18 protein-coding genes are annotated in these 16,518 nt (G+C 64.5%); 11 read left to right on the forward strand and 7 right to left on the reverse strand.

The window, feature by feature from the left end; genetic code table 11:
- Positions 1-25: 25 nt before the first annotated feature.
- The 7 genes from ISG32_RS26010 (at position 26) to ISG32_RS26040 (ending at position 7,545) form a co-directional block, all read left to right on the forward strand.
- Positions 26-1,060 carry an alginate O-acetyltransferase AlgX-related protein gene (locus ISG32_RS26010; protein ID WP_194773924.1) on the forward strand — a complete coding sequence of 345 codons (1,035 nt, stop codon included), beginning with the start codon at positions 26-28 and terminating at the stop codon, positions 1,058-1,060.
- Positions 1,057-2,214, forward strand: a complete 1,158-nt coding sequence (locus tag ISG32_RS26015) for an alginate O-acetyltransferase AlgX-related protein (protein ID WP_194773925.1) — start codon at positions 1,057-1,059, stop codon at positions 2,212-2,214. Before ISG32_RS26010 ends, ISG32_RS26015 begins: the two co-directional genes overlap by 4 nt.
- Positions 2,215-2,220: 6 nt before the next feature.
- The gene (locus ISG32_RS26020) at positions 2,221-3,801 is read left to right on the forward strand and encodes an MBOAT family O-acyltransferase (protein ID WP_194773926.1); all 1,581 of its coding nucleotides are present in this window, start codon (positions 2,221-2,223) and stop codon (positions 3,799-3,801) included.
- A gap of 32 nt (positions 3,802-3,833) precedes the next feature.
- Positions 3,834-4,073: an acyl carrier protein gene (locus tag ISG32_RS26025; RefSeq protein ID WP_194773927.1), complete on the forward strand. Its 240-nt coding sequence runs from the start codon at positions 3,834-3,836 to the stop codon at positions 4,071-4,073.
- A 78-nt stretch (positions 4,074-4,151) separates the two neighbouring features.
- A complete protein-coding gene (locus ISG32_RS26030; protein ID WP_194773928.1) occupies positions 4,152-5,657 on the forward strand; it encodes an AMP-binding protein in 1,506 nt (501 codons plus the stop codon).
- A complete protein-coding gene (locus tag ISG32_RS26035; RefSeq protein WP_194773929.1) occupies positions 5,654-6,370 on the forward strand; it encodes an alginate O-acetyltransferase AlgF in 717 nt (238 codons plus the stop codon). Before ISG32_RS26030 ends, ISG32_RS26035 begins: the two co-directional genes overlap by 4 nt.
- A 44-nt stretch (positions 6,371-6,414) precedes the next feature.
- The gene (locus ISG32_RS26040) at positions 6,415-7,545 is read left to right on the forward strand and encodes an acyl-CoA dehydrogenase family protein (RefSeq protein ID WP_194773930.1); all 1,131 of its coding nucleotides are present in this window, start codon (positions 6,415-6,417) and stop codon (positions 7,543-7,545) included.
- A gap of 31 nt (positions 7,546-7,576) precedes the next feature.
- Here the strand turns inward: ISG32_RS26040 and ISG32_RS26045 are convergent, their stop codons facing one another.
- Together ISG32_RS26045 and ISG32_RS26050 are read right to left on the reverse strand one after the other, a co-directional pair.
- Positions 7,577-8,605 (reverse strand): DUF4434 domain-containing protein, encoded by a 1,029-nt coding sequence (locus tag ISG32_RS26045; RefSeq protein WP_194773931.1) that lies wholly within the window; start codon positions 8,603-8,605, stop codon positions 7,577-7,579.
- Between the two features lie 286 nt (positions 8,606-8,891).
- Positions 8,892-10,052, reverse strand: a complete 1,161-nt coding sequence (locus tag ISG32_RS26050; RefSeq protein WP_194773932.1) for a metallophosphoesterase — start codon at positions 10,050-10,052, stop codon at positions 8,892-8,894.
- 59 nt (positions 10,053-10,111) lie between these two features.
- Between ISG32_RS26050 and ISG32_RS26055 the strand changes: the two genes are divergently transcribed.
- The 4 genes from ISG32_RS26055 (at position 10,112) to ISG32_RS26070 (ending at position 12,990) form a co-directional block, all read left to right on the forward strand.
- On the forward strand, positions 10,112-10,327 hold the full coding sequence (locus ISG32_RS26055) for a cysteine-rich CWC family protein (RefSeq protein ID WP_194773933.1): 216 nt from the start codon (positions 10,112-10,114) through the stop codon (positions 10,325-10,327).
- Between the two features lie 93 nt (positions 10,328-10,420).
- Positions 10,421-10,651, forward strand: coding sequence for a 4-oxalocrotonate tautomerase (locus ISG32_RS26060; RefSeq protein ID WP_166309799.1), 231 nt, complete (start codon positions 10,421-10,423; stop codon positions 10,649-10,651).
- A 1-nt stretch (position 10,652) separates the two neighbouring features.
- On the forward strand, positions 10,653-12,143 hold the full coding sequence (locus ISG32_RS26065) for a DHA2 family efflux MFS transporter permease subunit (RefSeq protein WP_194773934.1): 1,491 nt from the start codon (positions 10,653-10,655) through the stop codon (positions 12,141-12,143).
- Positions 12,144-12,228: 85 nt separating this feature from the next.
- Complete coding sequence (locus ISG32_RS26070; RefSeq protein WP_194773935.1) at positions 12,229-12,990, forward strand: class II glutamine amidotransferase; 762 nt, start codon at positions 12,229-12,231, stop codon at positions 12,988-12,990.
- A gap of 7 nt (positions 12,991-12,997) precedes the next feature.
- Here ISG32_RS26070 and ISG32_RS26075 read toward each other — a convergent pair whose 3' ends face one another.
- The 5 genes from ISG32_RS26075 to ISG32_RS26095 form a co-directional block, all read right to left on the reverse strand.
- Positions 12,998-13,786, reverse strand: coding sequence for an SDR family NAD(P)-dependent oxidoreductase (locus ISG32_RS26075; RefSeq protein WP_194773936.1), 789 nt, complete (start codon positions 13,784-13,786; stop codon positions 12,998-13,000).
- Positions 13,787-13,889: 103 nt separating this feature from the next.
- Entirely contained in the window at positions 13,890-14,147 is a 258-nt protein-coding gene (locus tag ISG32_RS26080) for a hypothetical protein (RefSeq protein ID WP_194773937.1), read from the reverse strand.
- Positions 14,135-14,668 carry a hypothetical protein gene (locus ISG32_RS26085; protein ID WP_194773938.1) on the reverse strand — a complete coding sequence of 178 codons (534 nt, stop codon included), beginning with the start codon at positions 14,666-14,668 and terminating at the stop codon, positions 14,135-14,137. The genes ISG32_RS26080 and ISG32_RS26085 overlap by 13 nt, the downstream gene beginning before the upstream one ends.
- Positions 14,669-14,707: 39 nt before the next feature.
- Positions 14,708-15,595, reverse strand: coding sequence for a WYL domain-containing protein (locus ISG32_RS26090; RefSeq protein WP_194773939.1), 888 nt, complete (start codon positions 15,593-15,595; stop codon positions 14,708-14,710).
- Between the two features lie 16 nt (positions 15,596-15,611).
- Positions 15,612-16,049 carry an HD domain-containing protein gene (locus tag ISG32_RS26095; protein ID WP_194773940.1) on the reverse strand — a complete coding sequence of 146 codons (438 nt, stop codon included), beginning with the start codon at positions 16,047-16,049 and terminating at the stop codon, positions 15,612-15,614.
- Positions 16,050-16,518: the final 469 nt, after the last annotated feature.

Genomic DNA, 16,518 nt, shown 5'->3' on the forward strand with positions numbered 1-16,518 from the left:
GGACGCACCGCAGGAGACACCACAAATGAAGCAAGACACCCATCACGATGAAAGCCTGCAGGCCCCGCAGCACACGCGTCGTGCGGCGTTGCGGATGGCCGCCGTCGCCTCCGCCATGCTGCTCACCACGCAGATCGCCTGGGCGCAGAACAACGCCTCCTCACTGGTCATCAAGGGCAAGGACGGATGGCTCTTCGCGGGCTGGGGCAGCCTCACGCAGGTGGACACGGCGGGCATCGACCGCTCCGTGCAGCTCGTGGGCCGCGTCAATCAGCTGCTCAAGGAGCGCCACATCGCACTGCTGCTCGTCATGCTGCCCGACAAGGTGCATTTCTACGCCGACAAGCTGCCCGATGGCACGAAGGTCAGCCCCGCCGTGGAGCAGCGCTATGCGCTCATCCAGGACAAGCTGCAGCGCGCCGGCGTTCGGACCTTCGACGATTTCGCCGTGCTGAAAAAGGTGAGCGCATCGGGTGCCGACGTGTTCTACCGCACCGACCAGCACTGGACACTCGACGCCGCCGACGCGACCGCTCAGGGCACGGCCGACGCGATCCGCCAGATCCAGCCGCAGCTCTCGGGCAGCACGGGCACGGGCACGCCGCTCGGCGCGCTCTCCAAGGAGCGGCGCTACGGCGATCTGGCCGAGATCTTCCTCACGCCCGAGGAAAAGAAGCAGGTCGGTCGCGAGGTCTATACCGTGCGCCGCCAGGCCGAGGGACAGGGCCTGCTCGACGATGCTCCCGCTCCGGTGCACGTGACCGGACACAGCATGGTCCAGCCGTATTTCGGCTATCCGCAGAAGCTCTCCAACCTGCTGGATCGTCCCGTGTCTTTGAACTGGAAACCCGGCAACATCGGCCCCTGGGTGATGCTGCTGGAATACCTCGAATCGTCCTCGTTCAAGCAGACCAGGCCGCAGGTGCTGGTCTGGCAGATGTTCGAGCCCAGCTTCAATCAAGGCCCCGATGCTGCGGGTCTGTGGGACAACGCGGCCGTCATGCCCGTCGACACATGGACGCAGCGCGTCACCCGCGCCCTCGGGAGTGCCACGCCATGACGCCGCGCGAAAACGCCCCGCCCTCCGCCGATCCGCCCAGCCGGGGGCATCGCGCCTCCGCCCTCGTCTGGATGGCGCTGCTGGTGGCGGGTCTCGGAGTGGGCATCTGGTCGCTCGCGCAGACCGAACTCAAACCTGAAAAATCGACGCGCGAGGCGTGGATGAACGGCAGCGCGGAGACCGCCATCAACCAGTCACTGCGCCTGCCCGGCCAGAGCTGGATCGAGATGGCAAGCGCTGCCACGCGCTACCGATTTCTGGGTGATCTTGGCGAGCAGGTCGTGCTCGGCTGCCCGCAGTGGATGTTCTATCACGACGGTCTGCGCGCGCAGCCGGGCACCGCGCCCGAGGTCGTTCAGCAGCGCCTTCAGCTGCTCGAGCACTGGCATGATCGTCTGCAGGCCCGCAACGTCAAGACGCTGGTGGTCGCCGTGCCCGACAAGGCGCGTGTCGAAAATGAATACCTGTGCGGCCGCACGATGAGCCGCAGCATGCAGGCGCGCTACGACGAACTGAGCAACGGGCTGTCCAAGCGCAGCATCCCCTTCGCCGATCTCCGCGCCACGCTGGAAAAGCAACCGGAGGACATGTACTTCCGCACCGATGTGCACATGAACGCTGCGGGCGCGCAGCGCGCAGCGCACGCCGTCGCGGCCCAAGCGATCGCGCTGCTGGGCGGCCAGCGCGGCGATCAGCGCTTCGACATCTCGGCGCCCAGCGCACCCGCGCCGCGCATGGGCGATCTGCTGGTGCTCTCGGGTCTCAAGGACGCGCCCGAGGGCTGGCGGCCCGAGATCGAATCCGCTCCTTCGCAGACGATCACCCCGGTGCGCAGCGGCGGACTGCTCGACGACACGCCGCCGCCGCGCGTGCTGCTGGCCGGCAGCTCGAACGGTCTGCGCAGCAACTTCGCCGAATGGCTGGGCAACGATCTGGGGCAGGAGGTGTGGAACCTCAGCATGGACGGCGGCCAGTTCGCCGGCGCGATGATCAAGGCGCTCAAGCAGGAGTCCAGCTGGCCGCAAAGCCTTCAGCTCGTGATCTGGGAGTTCTCTGAAAACACCTTGTCGCTGCCCTTGACCGACGACGAAAAGAAGGCGCTCAAGGAGATCACCGTGCCGGTTCTGGCAGCGGCCTCCACGCAGGGAGGGTGACGCACCATGCTGTTCAATTCCTACCTCTTTCTGCTGCTGTTCCTGCCCATCGCGTTGATGGGCTACTACGCCGCAGGCCGCGTCAGCCTCCGGCTCGCGGCGCTCTGGCTGTGCATCTCGTCGTTCATTTTCTATGGCTGGTGGAACCCGCAGTTCGTCGCGCTGCTGTCGTGCTCCATCGTCTTCAACTACCTTGCCGGGCTGCTGATCCTGCGCTTCTCGGGATCGCCCAGAAAGCAGTTGCTGATCACCGGCGCCAGCGTGATCGTCGACCTCGCTGTGCTGTTCCACTACAAGTATTTCGCGGCGCTGTTCAACTTCCTCAGCGAATGGGGGCTCACGCACGGCGCGATGGACACGCTGATCCTGCCGCTGGGCATCTCGTTCTTCACCTTCACGCAGATCGGCTTCCTGCTCGATTGCCGCTCGGGTCTGGTCAAGGAAAAAGGCTTTCTGAGCTACGTGCTCTTCGTGACCTTCTTCCCGCACCTGATCGCCGGCCCCATCCTGCACCACAAGGAAATGATTCCCCAGTTCGCGGACCCCGCGAACTACCGCTTCAAGGCCGAGAACCTGTCGATCGGCGGCGTGCTGTTCGTCATCGGCCTGGCCAAGAAGGTGCTGCTCGCCGACGGCATCGCGCCCTATGTGGACGCAGGCTTTGCGGCGCCCGGCGAGCTGCAGTTCTGGGGATCGTGGGCCACGAGCCTCTGCTATGCGCTGCAGATCTACTTCGATTTCTCGGGCTACTCGGACATGGCGCTTGGCCTCGCGAAGATGTTCGGCATCGGCTTTCCGCTGAACTTCAACTCGCCCTACAAGGCGGCGAGCATCATTGATTTCTGGGCGCGCTGGCACATCACGCTCACGCGCTATCTCACCGCCTATCTCTACTATCCCGTGGCGATGGCGGTCTCCCGCGCGCGCGAAAAACGCGGAATGAGCGTGGGCTCCAGCGCCGCCAGATCACCGGGCGGATTCGCCGCCACCATCATCGTGCCGACGCTGTTCACCATGGGCCTGGCCGGCGTGTGGCACGGCGCGGGCATGCAGTATCTGGTGTTCGGCATCTGGCACGGGCTGTGCCTGTCGATCAACCATGGCTGGCGCATCTTCGTGGTGGGCAAGAAGCCCGCCAACCAGCGCCACAGCGGACCGCTGATGCAAGTGGCCTGCGTGCTGATCACGTTCGCGGCAGTGCTGATCGGCCAGGCGTTCTTCCGCGCCGATGGCATGGGCAAGGCCTGGCAGCTCATCGAAGGCATGTTCGGCCTGCGCGGCTTCGAAGGGCTCGAATCGCTCGGGCACGCGGTGGGCATGTCGTTCGGGGACGCATGGCGGCTCGTCATCGGCCATCACCTGCAGGGCGTGTACATCGCGCTGCTGCTCGCCATCGCCTGGTTCACGCCGAACGCACACCAGATTCTGGGCGGCTTCTCGCCCGCGCTGTTCAAGACATTGAAAAACCCCAGCCAACTGCTGAGCTGGCGGCCCAGCCTCGGCTGGATGGTGACCACGCTGCTGCTGCTCGCGCTGTGCGTGGCCAACGTGCACAAGGAAACGCGTTTCCTGTATTTCCAGTTCTGACCCCCCGTTTTTTCAAAGAGAAGGAGCACCCCATGAGCATGAACGAAATCGAATCCCGCGCCGCATCGCTGATCGAGGGAATCATCATGACGCCCGTCGACTCGGAAACCCTGCTGATCGACTCCGGTCTGGTCGATTCGCTGTCCGCCGTCGACGTCACGCTCGCCGTCGAGCGCGAGTTCGGCGTGAAGATCCCGCCCTCGGAGATCGACGTGCATCTGCAATCGGTGCAGACGCTGGCGCAGTACATACAGGCGCGGGCACATGCCTGAGCACGATTGACAAGAAAACGGACTGGAATTCCGTGCGGGAGCGCCTGCTGAGCGGGCGCTCCGCGAAAGGAGAGCAACATGCGGTTTGACTTCGACACCTTCGAGTTCAGTGAACTCTCGGAACACCCCCGGCTTGCGGCGATCCACGACGCCTGCGGCCCCATGAGCTGGCAGGCGCTGCGCACCGCCGTGGACGTGTGGATGATGATGGCGACCGAGGCCGGTGCCCGCGCCGATCAGCCGCTGGTGATCACCGGCCACAAGGAGTCCGACTTCGTCGTCGCGATGCTCGGCTGCCTGCGGCTTGGCGTGCCCTTCGTTCCCATTGACGTCATCAACCCCGCCGAGCGCGTGCGTCGCATCACGGAACTCGTGCATGCGCGGCTCGTCTACGACGCGCAGACGCACCGCTTTGCCGCCACCGGACAGGAGGGCGCGGAGCTCGCCGAGAAGGGCGTGGCCTACATCATGTTCACCTCCGGCAGCACGGGCGATCCCAAGGGCGTGCAGATCGGACGCGAGAGCATGGGTCTGTTCGCAAGCTGGGTGCGCGAGTGCCTGCAGCTCGGCCACGCGCCGGTGTTCATGGACCAGATGCTCTTCAGCTTCGACTTCTCGCTGTTCAACTGGGTCGGCGCGCTGACCTGCGGCGGCACGGTGGCACTGTGCGCACGCGAGACCATCGAGGACAGCACCGCGTTCATGGACTATCTCGCGAAAAGCCGCGTGTCGATCTGGGCGTCGACGCCCTCGTTCCTGCGCCAGCAGATGCTGAGCGCCGACTTCACCGCCCAGCACCTGCCCGATCTGAAGGTCTTCGTGTTCGGCGCGGAGTCGCTCACGCCCACCATGGCCGAGGCGATCTGGGAGCGCTTTCCCGACATCCGCATCATCAACTCGTATGGCCCGACCGAAGCGACCTGCTCGACCACCTGGGTCGAGGTCGATCCCGTCATGCGCCGCGCCGCGCCGTTGCCCTTCCCCATCGGCCGTGCCAAGCCGTATGCCGACGTCTTCATCGAGGACGGCGAGATCTGCATCGCGGGCGACCATGTGATGCGCGGCTATCTGAACCGCCCCGATCTCAACGAGACCCGCATGTTCGTGCGCAACGGCAAGCGCGGCTACCGCAGCGGCGACATCGGCGACATGGATGCCCAAGGCCTCGTCACGTTCCGCGGTCGTCGCGATGACCAGATCAAGCTGCACGGCTACCGCATCGAACTCGCCGAGGTCGATGCGGCGCTCGCGCTGCTGCCCGGCGTGCGCGCAGGCGCGGCCATCGCGCTCAAGCGGCCCGACGGCGTGATCGTGCGCATGATCGGCTTCGTCGATCCGGACCACGCGGGCCCGCCCGGCCTGCATGCGCCCGGCGCCGGGCTTCAGGACTGGAAGGCGATTCTCGCGCGCCGCGTGCCGTCCTACATGGTGCCGTCCGAGCTGCTGGTCTGCCACGGCTTTCCAATGTCGCAGACCGACAAGGCGGACCGCAAGAAGCTCGAGCAGATGTACCGCGAAAGTCGCACGCCCGCCGCCAGCCGGCCCGTGCCTCGGCCGGATCAGCTCACGGGACAACCGGCATGAACCGCGCCCACCGCTTTTTCCCCGGCCTCGCGAGCGCGGCAGGCTGCGCGGCGCTGACCGCCGTGGGCACGCTGGCCATGCTGAGCACGCCCGAAGCGCTGGCCGAGGGCGCCTTCGGGCAGCTCTACGCCTCGCGTCCACCCGCTGGCTCGTCGTTCGTTCGCGTGATCAATCCGGGAACGGCACCGCTGCGCGTGAAGATCGCCAGCGGACCCGAGCAGACGCTCAAGGGCGACGTCGTCGCTTCAAGCTACGCCATCGTCAAGGGGCAGACCGAGTTCGTCGTGACGATCAACGGCAAGGCCTCGGCACCGCTCACGGTCGCGCCCGACAGCTTCACCTCGCTGATGCCTTCGTCGCCAACCAATGCCACGCAGCTCAAGGTGCTCGACGACTCCGCCGGCGCACCGCAGGATGCGTTGAAGGCCGGACTGCGCTTCTACAACCTCAGCGCGGACTGCAACGAGGGCGCCGTGGGCATCGCGCCTGCAGGCACGCCGCTGTTCAGCCCTGTCGCCTACGGTGCCACCACGGCGCGCGCCATCAATCCGGTGAAAGCCAGGCTGGTGGGCCGCTGCGCGCAGGTGGACACCGCCACGCTCGAGTTGCCCGCGCTGCAGCCTGGCGAGCATTTCAGCCTGTTCCTCATGGGCAGCGCGAGTCAACCCGTGCTGCGCGGCCAGCGCAGCTCAACCGATGGGTACAAACCGTGACCAAGAACCCGCCCGACCCTGCCTTGGAATCCAAGCGACCGCCGATGAACCGCACCGTTCTGCGTGAAGACCACCTGCTGCTCCAGACGCAGGTGGAGCGCTTCGTCAAACAGGAAATCCTGCCCTTCTACGCACAGTGGGAAGAGCTCGGCGTGACGCCTCGCGGACTGTGGCGCAAGGCCGGTGCGAACGGGCTGCTCAACTGCGCGATCCCCGCGCCCTGGGGGCAAGGCGGAGATTTCGGTCACGCGACCGTGGTGCTCGAAACGCTGGCGCGCAACAACTGCCTGGGCATCGGCTTCTCGATCCACTCCGACATGGTGGCCCCGTACATCCTGCATCTGGGCACGCGCGAGCAGAAGGACCGCTGGCTCACGCGCATGACCGACGGCGAATGCATCGGCGCCATCGCGATGACCGAGCCCGATGCGGGCAGCGATCTCAAGGCCGTGCGCACCCGCGCGCGGCGCGAGCGCGGCCACTATGTGCTCAATGGCACCAAGACCTTCATCACCAACGGCACGAACGCCGACATCGTGATCGTCCTGGCCAGCACCGCGCCGGACCTCGGTGCGCGCGGGCTCTCGCTGTTCGTGGTCGAACGCGGCATGCCCGGCTTCTCGCATGGCGTGCCGCTCAGAAAGATCGGCCAGCATGCACAGGACACGAGTGAACTGTTCTTTGACGATGTCAAGATACCGCTCGAAAACCGGCTCGGCGAAGAGAACGCGGCCTTCGAGCATGCAAGCGTCGAGCTGGCGCAGGAGCGCCTCGCGATCGCGCTGCGCGCCGGAGCGAATCTTGAAGGCATGATCGATGCGACCGCGCTGTACGTGAAGCAACGCAAGGCCTTCGGCCGCCGCGTCGTCGATTTCCAGAACGCGCGCTTCAAGCTCGCCGACGCCATCGCCCAGACCACCATGCTGCGCACGTTTCTCGACGATTGCCTTGGCAAGCACATGCGCGGTGAGCTCGATCCCGTCACCGCCGCCATCGCCAAGCTCAACGCCACCGAGATGCAGAACAGGCAGCTCGACGAGCTGCTGCAGCTCTTCGGCGGCTACGGGTACATGGCTGACTACGGCATCGGCCGCGCGTGGACCGACGCACGCGCGCTGCGGATCCTGGGCGGCACCAGCGAGATCATGCGCGACATCATCGGCAAGCGCATCTGAGGTCTTACCGACCGCTCGAGCGCGCCGCCGCTCAGCGCTGCTGCCTCTGCTGCGCGCGCATGGAAGACTTCCACACATTGCGCAGCTGCACGCCCTCGGCCGTGTCCTGCGAGACCCAGGGTTCGAGCGCGAACGCCACGACGCGCCTCGAGCCATAAGCCTGCGCCACGTTCCACTGCGCACGCAGGCGCTCAAGCCCGGCGGTCTGCGCGTCGAATTCGCCGGTCACGTTGGCCGCGCCCTGCTTCATTTCGAACAGCTCGACGATCAGATCGAAGTTCGCGCCGCGCTTGAGCAGCATCTGATGCAGAGGCTCGAGGTTGGTGTAGTTGTTCATGCCGTTCACGCCGACGCCGTCCTGGATCATCGGGCGCAGGACCACGCGGTCGAGGATGTAGCTCCACATGGTGGCCAGCTGCTCGGGCGTGCCCATGACGCTGTAGTAGGTCGACACGCTGGGCTCGCGGCCCGAGGTCTCGATGGCCACGTCCGACAGCTGCTTGAGCCAGCCCGCCACCATCTCGAGGCGCGCCTGCGAACGGCCGAAGTCGTACTGTTCGAGCTCATACGGGATGTACCAACCGGCGAACGCGGGATGCCTGGGCCAGGTGACCGAGCGCATGTAGGCGATGGAATTCGCGGCGATGTTCTGCAGGTAGTTGGCGACGTCGGCATCGCTCTGGCCGATCGCGGTCCACCAGCTCTCGTTGTAGGGCAGGCCGATGTGAACGCCCATGCCGAGCTTGGCGGCCTCGTCCATCAGACGCTGCAGCATGCGGCCACGCGCGTCCCACTTGTCCAGCGACTCGCCCTCGATCCCCACCCATTGCAGGAACAGCGAATCACAGCCGAGGTCCTTCATGCCGGAGAGAACACTGCGCCAACGCGCGTTGGTCCAGTCCATGTGCTCCTGCCAAGGCTGCAGGAACGAGCCGCCGGTCATCTGGGTGGTTTTGCAACCGGCCAGCGTCATGGCGCTGCCCAGGGCTACGGCTCCGGAAAAACGCAGCCAGTCGCGACGCGACAGGCCGTTGGAAACGAGGTGAAGTTTTGAAGACATGTCAACAACTTTAGCAACCGCATTACGAACATGCGGGTTTTTTGAAAAAGTTGGTCAATGGATGTGTCTACATGTTTTAACCTATTGATTTACATAGGTTTTTTTGAATTTTCCGTTCCAAAAACGAGTACCAGTCTTGATTCGAGTCAATTTTCACACGTGCTCTGAATCTTATATGTTCCACTTACTGGAAACTTACCGTCAATTATTTACAAAAGTTGCAATATTCAACCTTCGTGAGACGGCAAGGACTACATCCATTTCAGGCTGTTTGTGCTAGCTCCCCTCAGGGCGCCTTGCGCAGCACGAGAACGTCGATGCGGGATGGCACGCCGAGGCGCACCGCAAAGCCTGCCCACAGCCCCGCGCCGTTGCTCACGAAGAGCTTCATGCGATCCACGTCGTAGGTGCCGCGCACAAAACCGTTGTTGACCGGCGCGACCAGCCAGCGGTCCATGCCGAGGATGTGACCACCATGCGTATGGCCCGAGATCTGCAGCCCCACGCCCTGCGCCGCGTTCTCGCGCGCGAGCTTGGGCTGGTGCGCGAGCAGCAGATGGAAATCCGCACCCTTGGCCTGCTTCGCCACGGCGGCGATGTCGGGCGGCAGCCCCTCGGGCACGCCCGGGTCGGCGTTCTGCTGCGAGAGGCGGCCATAGGCCGGGTCACCGATGCCCGAAATCGCGAGCGTGCGGCCCTTGATCTTCACGCGCTGGGTCTGGTTCTCCAGATAGTTGAGGTGCTGCGCGCGGAACACCCGCGCCCAGGCTTCGTAGCCGCTGTAGTACTCGTGATTGCCGGGCGCGGCGAACACGCCGTACTTGGCGCGCAGCTGCGCCAGCGGCGCGAGGTTGCCCGCCTGGGTGGCGACGTCGCCGTCCACCATGTCACCGGGCAGCACGATGAGATCGGGCATCGCCGCCAGTGTGCGGTCGACGATGCCGTGCACATAGCGTGCGTTGTTGATCGGACTGGCGTGGATGTCGGCGATCACGGCCACGCGCAGCCCATCGAACTCGGCGGGCAGGCCGGTGAGCGCGATGTCCTGCTCGTGCACGTCCGGCAGCTTGAGCGCCTGCGTCACGCCAAAGGCCGACACCAGCAGCGAGATCACCACGCCAAGCCCCGTGGCGAGCCCACGCGCGCGCGGTGACATGCCCCCACCCACCAGCGCCAGCAGCAGACCGACGATGTCGCGCACCAACGCCATCACAAACGCCAGCGCGAGCGCGCAGAAGACCCAGCCCGCAGCCACCTGCAGCGGTGCGATCACGTCGTAGGCCAGCGTGGTGCTGCGCATCGCCCAGATCAGCGCGGCAGGCATGGCCCCCAGCAGCGCGGTGACAAGGAACGCGAACCAGAAAGCGCCGCGCTTCTCGCGCTGCAGCAGAGGCCACCACAGCCACAGGGCCACGGGCAAAACGATCAGGCTTGCGTAGAAAATCATGTGCTTGCTTTGAAAAACCGGACACTCCACTGCCGATACACTGCGCCTTGGAGTACCCCATGAGCCCCGCAGAACACGACGCCCCAGACACCAGCCACTGCCCACTGTGCGGACAGGCCAATCAATGCGCGATTGTCGCAGGCCTGCCGCCCGAGAGCTGCTGGTGCATGAATGAACCTGTCTCGCGCGAGGCTCTGGCACGCGTCCCCGAGGAGCAGCGCGGCAAGGCCTGCATCTGCCCGGCCTGCGCCCGCCCCGCACCCGCATCGGATTGACGCCAGAGCGGCCATTCACACCGCAGCGCGAAAACTGCGCATTTCGTGCCCTCGAACGGGCCCCCGTGCCTGCAGATATCACCAGCAGCCGATATGATTCGCGCTCGCTTTTTTCACTTCTGCAAAGGACCCGAAATGCCAACGTACCACATCGAAATGATGGAAGGCCGCACCGTCGAGCAAAAGCGCAAGCTGGCCGAAGAGATCACCCGCGTGAGCGTGGAAGTGCTGGGCGGCTCGCCCGAGTCCGTCGACATCCTGATCACCGACGTCAAGCGCGAGAACTGGGCCACCGGCGGCAAGCTCTGGCTGGACCGTCAGTGAGATGAAGGGTTTCCTGCAGGCCACCTTCAGTGGCTCTGCCTCGGCCAGCGCGTTGCGCGAGCGCTATGGCGATCGCTACCGCTGGCTGCTGCTGCTCTCCGTTCTGGCGGGCACCATCGCTTCGCTGATTCCCTCCACCAGCGTGAACGTGGCCATTCCGGCCATGAGCGCGTTCTTCGAGCTCGGGCAGGCTCGCGCGCAGTGGATCACCTCGGGTTTCATGGTGGCCTCCACCGTGTCCATGCTCACCACGCCCTGGCTGCTCACGCGCTTCGGCTACCGCGCCACCTATGTGGGCGCCGTTCTGCTGCTCATGGTTGGTGCGACCATCGGCGGCTTCGCACAGAATTTTCCGATGGTGCTGATCTCGCGCGTCGCCGAAGGCATGGCCGCGGGCATCATCCAGCCGATTCCGGCCGTCATCATCCTGCACGCCTTCAAGCCGCATGAACAGGGCCGCGCGGGCGGACTCTTCGGCATGGGCGTGGTGCTGGCGCCGGCCATCGCTCCCGCCCTCGGCGGCGTGCTCACCGACCTGATGGGCTGGCGCAGCACCTTCTTCATGGTCGTGCCGGTCACGCTGCTGTCGCTGTGGCTGGGCCTCAAGCTCGTGCCGCACTCCTCGCCCGGCGGGGCCGCCGTGGGCGAAAACACCTCGGGCCTCGACTGGATCGGCCTCTCGCTCGGCGCGGGCGGCACGCTGAGTCTGCTCAACGGCATGGCCCAGCTCCACCACGAGCCACGCGGCCCGGCGCTGCTGCTGCTCGCTCTCGCGCTGGCGCTGCTGGTGGGATTCGTGCTCTGGCAGAAGCTCATGCTCGCGCGCGGCCGCAAGCCGCTCATGGACCTGCGCCTGTTCCGCTGCCGCCCGTTCGTGATGGGCTGCATCGTCTCGGCGGTGTACGGCACCGCGATGTTCGGATCGACCTACCTGCTGCCGCTGTTCATGCAGATGGGCATCGGCCTGTCGGCAAGCTACGCGGGCAATCTGCTGCTGCCCGCCGGCATCGTGCTGGCGATGACCTTCCCCGTCGTCGGGCGCATGGCCGACCGCCAGCCCACGCACTGGCTGGTGAGCATCGGCCTCGGGCTGCTGGCGCTGTCGTTCGCGCTGATGATCTTCGTCGGATCGAGCACGGCGCTCTGGCTGCTGGCCGCCTTCATCATCGTCGGCCGCATCGGCCTCGGTTTCATTCTTCCGAGTCTGAACCTCGGCGCCATGCGCCCGCTCGACAAGTCGCTGATCGCGCAGGGATCGAGCACCATCAGCTTCATCCGCATGCTCGGCGGCGCGGCGGGCGTGAGCCTGTTCGGCATCGTGCTGCAGTGGCGCATGGAGGTGCACGAGGCCGACGTCGCGCTCGGCACCAAGGCCGCGCACCTGATCGCCTTCCACGAATGCTTTGCGCTGCTCACCGCGCTGTGCCTCGTCGCCATGGCCGCCGCCACACAATTGCGCTCTCCGCACCCCGCGACCGTCCGAAGCGACTGAGTTTGTACTAACCTATAGTGGTCACCAACCGGCCGCGCCTTGATGGGCCACGGCCGAACGAACGAACTGCGAAAGCCCCCCACGCATGTGCCAGCTATTAGGAATGAACTGCAACACCCCGACTGACGTGCGCTTCAGTTTCTCGGGGTTCGCCCAACGCGCGGGCAACACCGGCGATCACACCGACGGCTGGGGCATCGCGTTCTTCGAGGACAAGGGCCTGCGCCATTTCGTCGACCACGAGCGCGCCATCGACTCGCCTGTCGCCAAGCTGATCCGCGAGTACCCGATCCGCAGCAAGAACGTCATCGCCCACATCCGCAAGGCCACCCAGGGCGTCGTGAGTCTGGAGAACTGCCACCCGTTCGTGCGCGAGCTCTGGGGGCACTACTGGGTGTTTGCGCACAACGGCGATCTGAAGAGTTTCAGCCCCAAGCTGCACAGCCACTTCCAGCCGGTCGGCAGCACCGACAGCGAACAGGCCTTCTGCTGGATCATGCAGGAGCTGTCGAAATCGCACGCCTGCATGCCCAGCGTGGACGAGCTCACGCTCACCCTGCGCGAACTCGCGCCCGGCATCGCCAAGCACGGCACCTTCAACTTCCTGCTCTCCAACGGCCAGGCGCTCTGGGCGCACGCCTCCACCCACCTGTACTACCTCGAGCGCAAGCACCCGTTCACCCAGGCGCAGCTCTGCGATGAAGACCTCAAGGTGAACTTCGCCTCCGAAACCACGCCCGACGACAAGGTCGCCGTGGTCGTGACCGCGCCGCTCACCACCAACGAGGAGTGGACTGCGTTCAAGAGCGGCGAGCTCAAGGTGTTCGTGAACGGCGAATTGCGCTGAGAGGCTTTCAGGCCTTGATGCCCGCCGTCGTTCCCACGCCCGCCGCCAGATAGCCGCCATCCACCGGCAGCAGCACGCCGTTGACGTACGCCGCTCCGTCGCCGCAGAGGTAGACGATGGCGTTGGCGATCTCGTTCACCTGACCCATGCGCTTCGCGGGGATCATCGCCTCGAACGCGCGTTTGGTCTCGGGCGTGTAGTTCTTCTCGGTCATCGGCGTGAGCACCGGACCCGGCGCGACCGCGTTGACGGTGATGCCGTGGCAGCCCAGCTCCATGGCGAACTGGCGCGTGAGCCCCGCGATGGCCGTCTTTGACGTGCCATAGGCCACGCGGCCCACACCCGCACGTTCGGAGCTGATCGACGCCAGATTCACGATGCGTCCGTACTGCTGCGCGATCATGCCCTTGGCGGCGCGCTGCGAGCACAGGAAAGTGCCTCCCACGTTCACTTCCATCGCCTTGCGAAACAGCTCGTAGGAGCACTCCATCACCGAGGCCACCGGCATGATGCCCGCGCTGTTGACCAGCACATCGGCCGCCTTGCCGAACTGCTGCTCGACCGCGCCAAAGGCCGCATCCACCGACGCCGGATCGCTCACGTCGAGCGCCACCGCCATCGCGCAGCCCGCGCGCCGCGCGTTGAGCGCTGCCGCCACCGCACGGGCGTTGTCGATCTGGATGTCGAGCAACGCCACGCGATGCCCCGCATCGGCCAGCTGATGCGCCACCGCCTCGCCGATGCCCGAACCACCGCCGGTCACAACGGCCACGCGCGTCGATTCATTGTTTGTCATGGATGCCTCATCTCCGAATGGTGGAACTGACTTCGCCTCAGTGCGTCAGATGCACCATACCCGGAAATCGGCCCATGAGACAACTGGCGCGGAGGCCTGGTTTTCACGAGCCCGTCGTGCGAGGCTTTGCCAACACCGAGGCATGAAAATGATGCTCATCGGTGTTGTATCGCTTCGCGTCCTCGTTGAACTTCGTCGCGTAGGCCACGGCTTTTTCCTCACTGGGAAATTCAAGGCGCTCGTCCAAACGCATTCCCCATCCCGCTTCAGACTCAATGATCTCGACGCACCAGGTCTGAGGTGGAGAAGGCTTTGGGCTCTTCTGCGATTTCGGTCGAAACCTGGATTTCATTCCTGACATGTCTCCTCCTGTTGCGTGCGATGTGGACGCCATTGCAGCGGCGCGTTGGTTCGGAAGCTGGCGATCCTGCAGCCGTACTTCAGTTCCATGGCGGCGCATGGATCGGGTCGTGCATTTCCATCCAAAAAAATGCCACGGCCATAGCGCTCATACAGCTTCGCGACCTGCATCAGCGGCGCAACGGGAAACCGCCCGCAACCGCGAAATCCGATGTACGTGGAGGCGGGCGCAGCATGTCGAAACGCCTCGTGGATACCCGCGTGGATTTCGTCATTCCCGACGCGAAACCCGCTCTCGTCGGGAATCAAGCGCGCGAACGCGTAGTGAAACTCCCCGGAGCCCGTCCAGCAAACGGCATACACGTCCGCGCCATGATCGGAGTCGCTCACCTCCACTCTGACGCGCGCGGGCAGGCGCTGCAGATAGCGCGAAAAGATCAGCAGATCGGCTGAATGCCCGATCAGATCGCTTTCCGTCGTAGACGGTGCGCAGGGCTTTCCATCGGCGTTTTGCGTCGTCATCGTTGTCCCTTTCGAGTCAGTCAAATGGGCCGTGGCTCTTCATCGCGGCGCCACATAGCCGGGCGCCAGCGCGGCGCTGCCAGCGCCTTCGAGTTCGGCCGGGTCCGCCAATCGCAACCTGATTTCCTGCCCCCGCATGCCTGCGTCCGGGCTGCAATCCACCTGCCATTGGCGCATGACATACCCCGCAACCGCACCACGCAGCGACACCCGCAGGCGCCCTTGCTGCATCCCGAAGTCCTTCGCGATGACGTCCGGGTGCGGACGCGATGGATGTGGCACCAGGTTCAGCGTGAACAGGCGGTTCCACTGCACGTCGGCGCCGATCTGCTCGTCCTTGGAAGGTGGACTGGCGTCCTCCACGGCACGGGCGTCTTCCACGCGCGTCAGCACCAGATCTCGGAAGTGCCCCTTTGTCCGATCAAACGCGCGGATGTGCCAGCGCAATCCGGAATCCACCAGAGAATGGGGAACGATGACACGGGGGCTGGGGCCCTTCTTCATGGACAGATAGGTCAGCGCCAATGCCTGCCCCGCGTGAATGGCTCTGGTCACGGTCGCCAGCGTGCTCAGGTCGGGCTGGTTCAGACGCTTTGGCGATGCATGCGAAATGGTTTCACTGCTGCCCCCGGCATCCGCCGCCGATGCGCCCGTCGTCAGGGCCGCCAGCACCTTGTCGGGATCGTGTCGGAACAAGGGCTGGAAGGACGGCAGATAGCGATACTGCTTCTGTTCGTAGCTGACGTTGTGCGGCGCGAGTTGCCGGTACAGGATCAGATCGCGCGTGCCGGCGGCGGTCGCCACTTCAAAACGCTCCACGACGTGCTTTCGGGCCACCTCTCCGTAGAACCACACGCGAAACTCGATGAAGGCCAGACGCAGCCGTTGCGCGGCGGACAACGCGGACAGGGAATGGTCGTGCTCCATGGCTGTGTGCATGTTTCTAGTTGGACTCCGCAGCCATCAGGATCGCACGAACCTGCTCGTACTCGCGAAGTCGCTCGTAGTCCTTCGCGGTGGGGTTGGGAATGCGTGACAGGTCCATGTTGTCGGCGTTGTCAGCCAGCTTGACGGTTCGCGCAAGAGGGTCTGCCGCTGCGCGCCTTGCAGCTTCCAGACGCGTTTCACCGGGCCGCTTTGTCAGTGCCTCGATGGCCCTGACCACTTCGGGCGGGAAACCTTCACGCTTCAGATCGTCCAAGGTGACGCTGGTGTCCTCCACGACGTCGTGCAGAACAGCCACCATTTGCTCGAATTCACTTCTCACGCGGCGCATGACCCGAATCGAATGGAATATGTACGGTCGACCCGCCTTGTCCAATTGGCCCGCATGGGCGTTCTTGGCGATTTCGATCGCTCGCACCAAACAAGAAGAAGACATGTGACTCCTCAAAGCAAGTACAGGCCATCATACAACAAAAGATCAAAATGATTCTATTTTTCAAATCTTTTTGATTCGATTAATAACAGCAAGGCAAGTCCAGGTGTCTTGAATGCACATGCGTCTGCGCGACTCCAATGCCGGGGCGGCGACATCAGGAGGCCGCCTCAAGCGTGACCTGGTTTCGCGGAGCTTGTGGGTGGGCATTTCCGTCCACCGAATGCGCTGGGTGGCAGAAAAAAAAGCGGTATGAAAGTCTCCGTATGAAAAAGTTATTCAAACCCAAGTGTTCATGCGCACTGGCTATTGAAGGCTTTGAGTATTGTGGGAATTGAGGTGATGAATGCCCGGTGAATGCAGGTCATCTGATGGAACTCGACGGTCGCTTGGATTGCCTTTTTCGCGCCCATGGGATGGCTGCTGGGTGCCTCTATCGCCATGGTGTTTCTGTGTCCTGCCATGGCGCAGA

Source organism: Diaphorobacter caeni, from assembly GCF_015354245.1.
GTDB lineage: Bacteria > Pseudomonadota > Gammaproteobacteria > Burkholderiales > Burkholderiaceae_C > Diaphorobacter_A > Diaphorobacter_A caeni.

Excerpts from the sequence above, each read along its gene's own strand:
- ISG32_RS26010 (WP_194773924.1), top strand. The coding sequence starts at position 26 with ATGAAGCAAGACACCCATCACGATGAAAGCCTGCAGGCCCCGCAGCAC.
- ISG32_RS26015 (WP_194773925.1), top strand. The coding sequence starts at position 1,057 with ATGACGCCGCGCGAAAACGCCCCGCCCTCCGCCGATCCGCCCAGCCGG.
- ISG32_RS26020 (WP_194773926.1), top strand. The coding sequence starts at position 2,221 with ATGCTGTTCAATTCCTACCTCTTTCTGCTGCTGTTCCTGCCCATCGCG.
- ISG32_RS26025 (WP_194773927.1), top strand. The coding sequence starts at position 3,834 with ATGAGCATGAACGAAATCGAATCCCGCGCCGCATCGCTGATCGAGGGA.
- ISG32_RS26030 (WP_194773928.1), top strand. The coding sequence starts at position 4,152 with ATGCGGTTTGACTTCGACACCTTCGAGTTCAGTGAACTCTCGGAACAC.
- ISG32_RS26035 (WP_194773929.1), top strand. The coding sequence starts at position 5,654 with ATGAACCGCGCCCACCGCTTTTTCCCCGGCCTCGCGAGCGCGGCAGGC.
- ISG32_RS26040 (WP_194773930.1), top strand. The coding sequence starts at position 6,415 with ATGAACCGCACCGTTCTGCGTGAAGACCACCTGCTGCTCCAGACGCAG.
- ISG32_RS26045 (WP_194773931.1), bottom strand. The coding sequence starts at position 8,605 with ATGTCTTCAAAACTTCACCTCGTTTCCAACGGCCTGTCGCGTCGCGAC.
- ISG32_RS26050 (WP_194773932.1), bottom strand. The coding sequence starts at position 10,052 with ATGATTTTCTACGCAAGCCTGATCGTTTTGCCCGTGGCCCTGTGGCTG.
- ISG32_RS26055 (WP_194773933.1), top strand. The coding sequence starts at position 10,112 with ATGAGCCCCGCAGAACACGACGCCCCAGACACCAGCCACTGCCCACTG.
- ISG32_RS26060 (WP_166309799.1), top strand. The coding sequence starts at position 10,421 with ATGATTCGCGCTCGCTTTTTTCACTTCTGCAAAGGACCCGAAATGCCA.
- ISG32_RS26065 (WP_194773934.1), top strand. The coding sequence starts at position 10,653 with ATGAAGGGTTTCCTGCAGGCCACCTTCAGTGGCTCTGCCTCGGCCAGC.
- ISG32_RS26070 (WP_194773935.1), top strand. The coding sequence starts at position 12,229 with ATGTGCCAGCTATTAGGAATGAACTGCAACACCCCGACTGACGTGCGC.
- ISG32_RS26075 (WP_194773936.1), bottom strand. The coding sequence starts at position 13,786 with ATGACAAACAATGAATCGACGCGCGTGGCCGTTGTGACCGGCGGTGGT.
- ISG32_RS26080 (WP_194773937.1), bottom strand. The coding sequence starts at position 14,147 with ATGTCAGGAATGAAATCCAGGTTTCGACCGAAATCGCAGAAGAGCCCA.
- ISG32_RS26085 (WP_194773938.1), bottom strand. The coding sequence starts at position 14,668 with ATGACGACGCAAAACGCCGATGGAAAGCCCTGCGCACCGTCTACGACG.
- ISG32_RS26090 (WP_194773939.1), bottom strand. The coding sequence starts at position 15,595 with ATGGAGCACGACCATTCCCTGTCCGCGTTGTCCGCCGCGCAACGGCTG.
- ISG32_RS26095 (WP_194773940.1), bottom strand. The coding sequence starts at position 16,049 with ATGTCTTCTTCTTGTTTGGTGCGAGCGATCGAAATCGCCAAGAACGCC.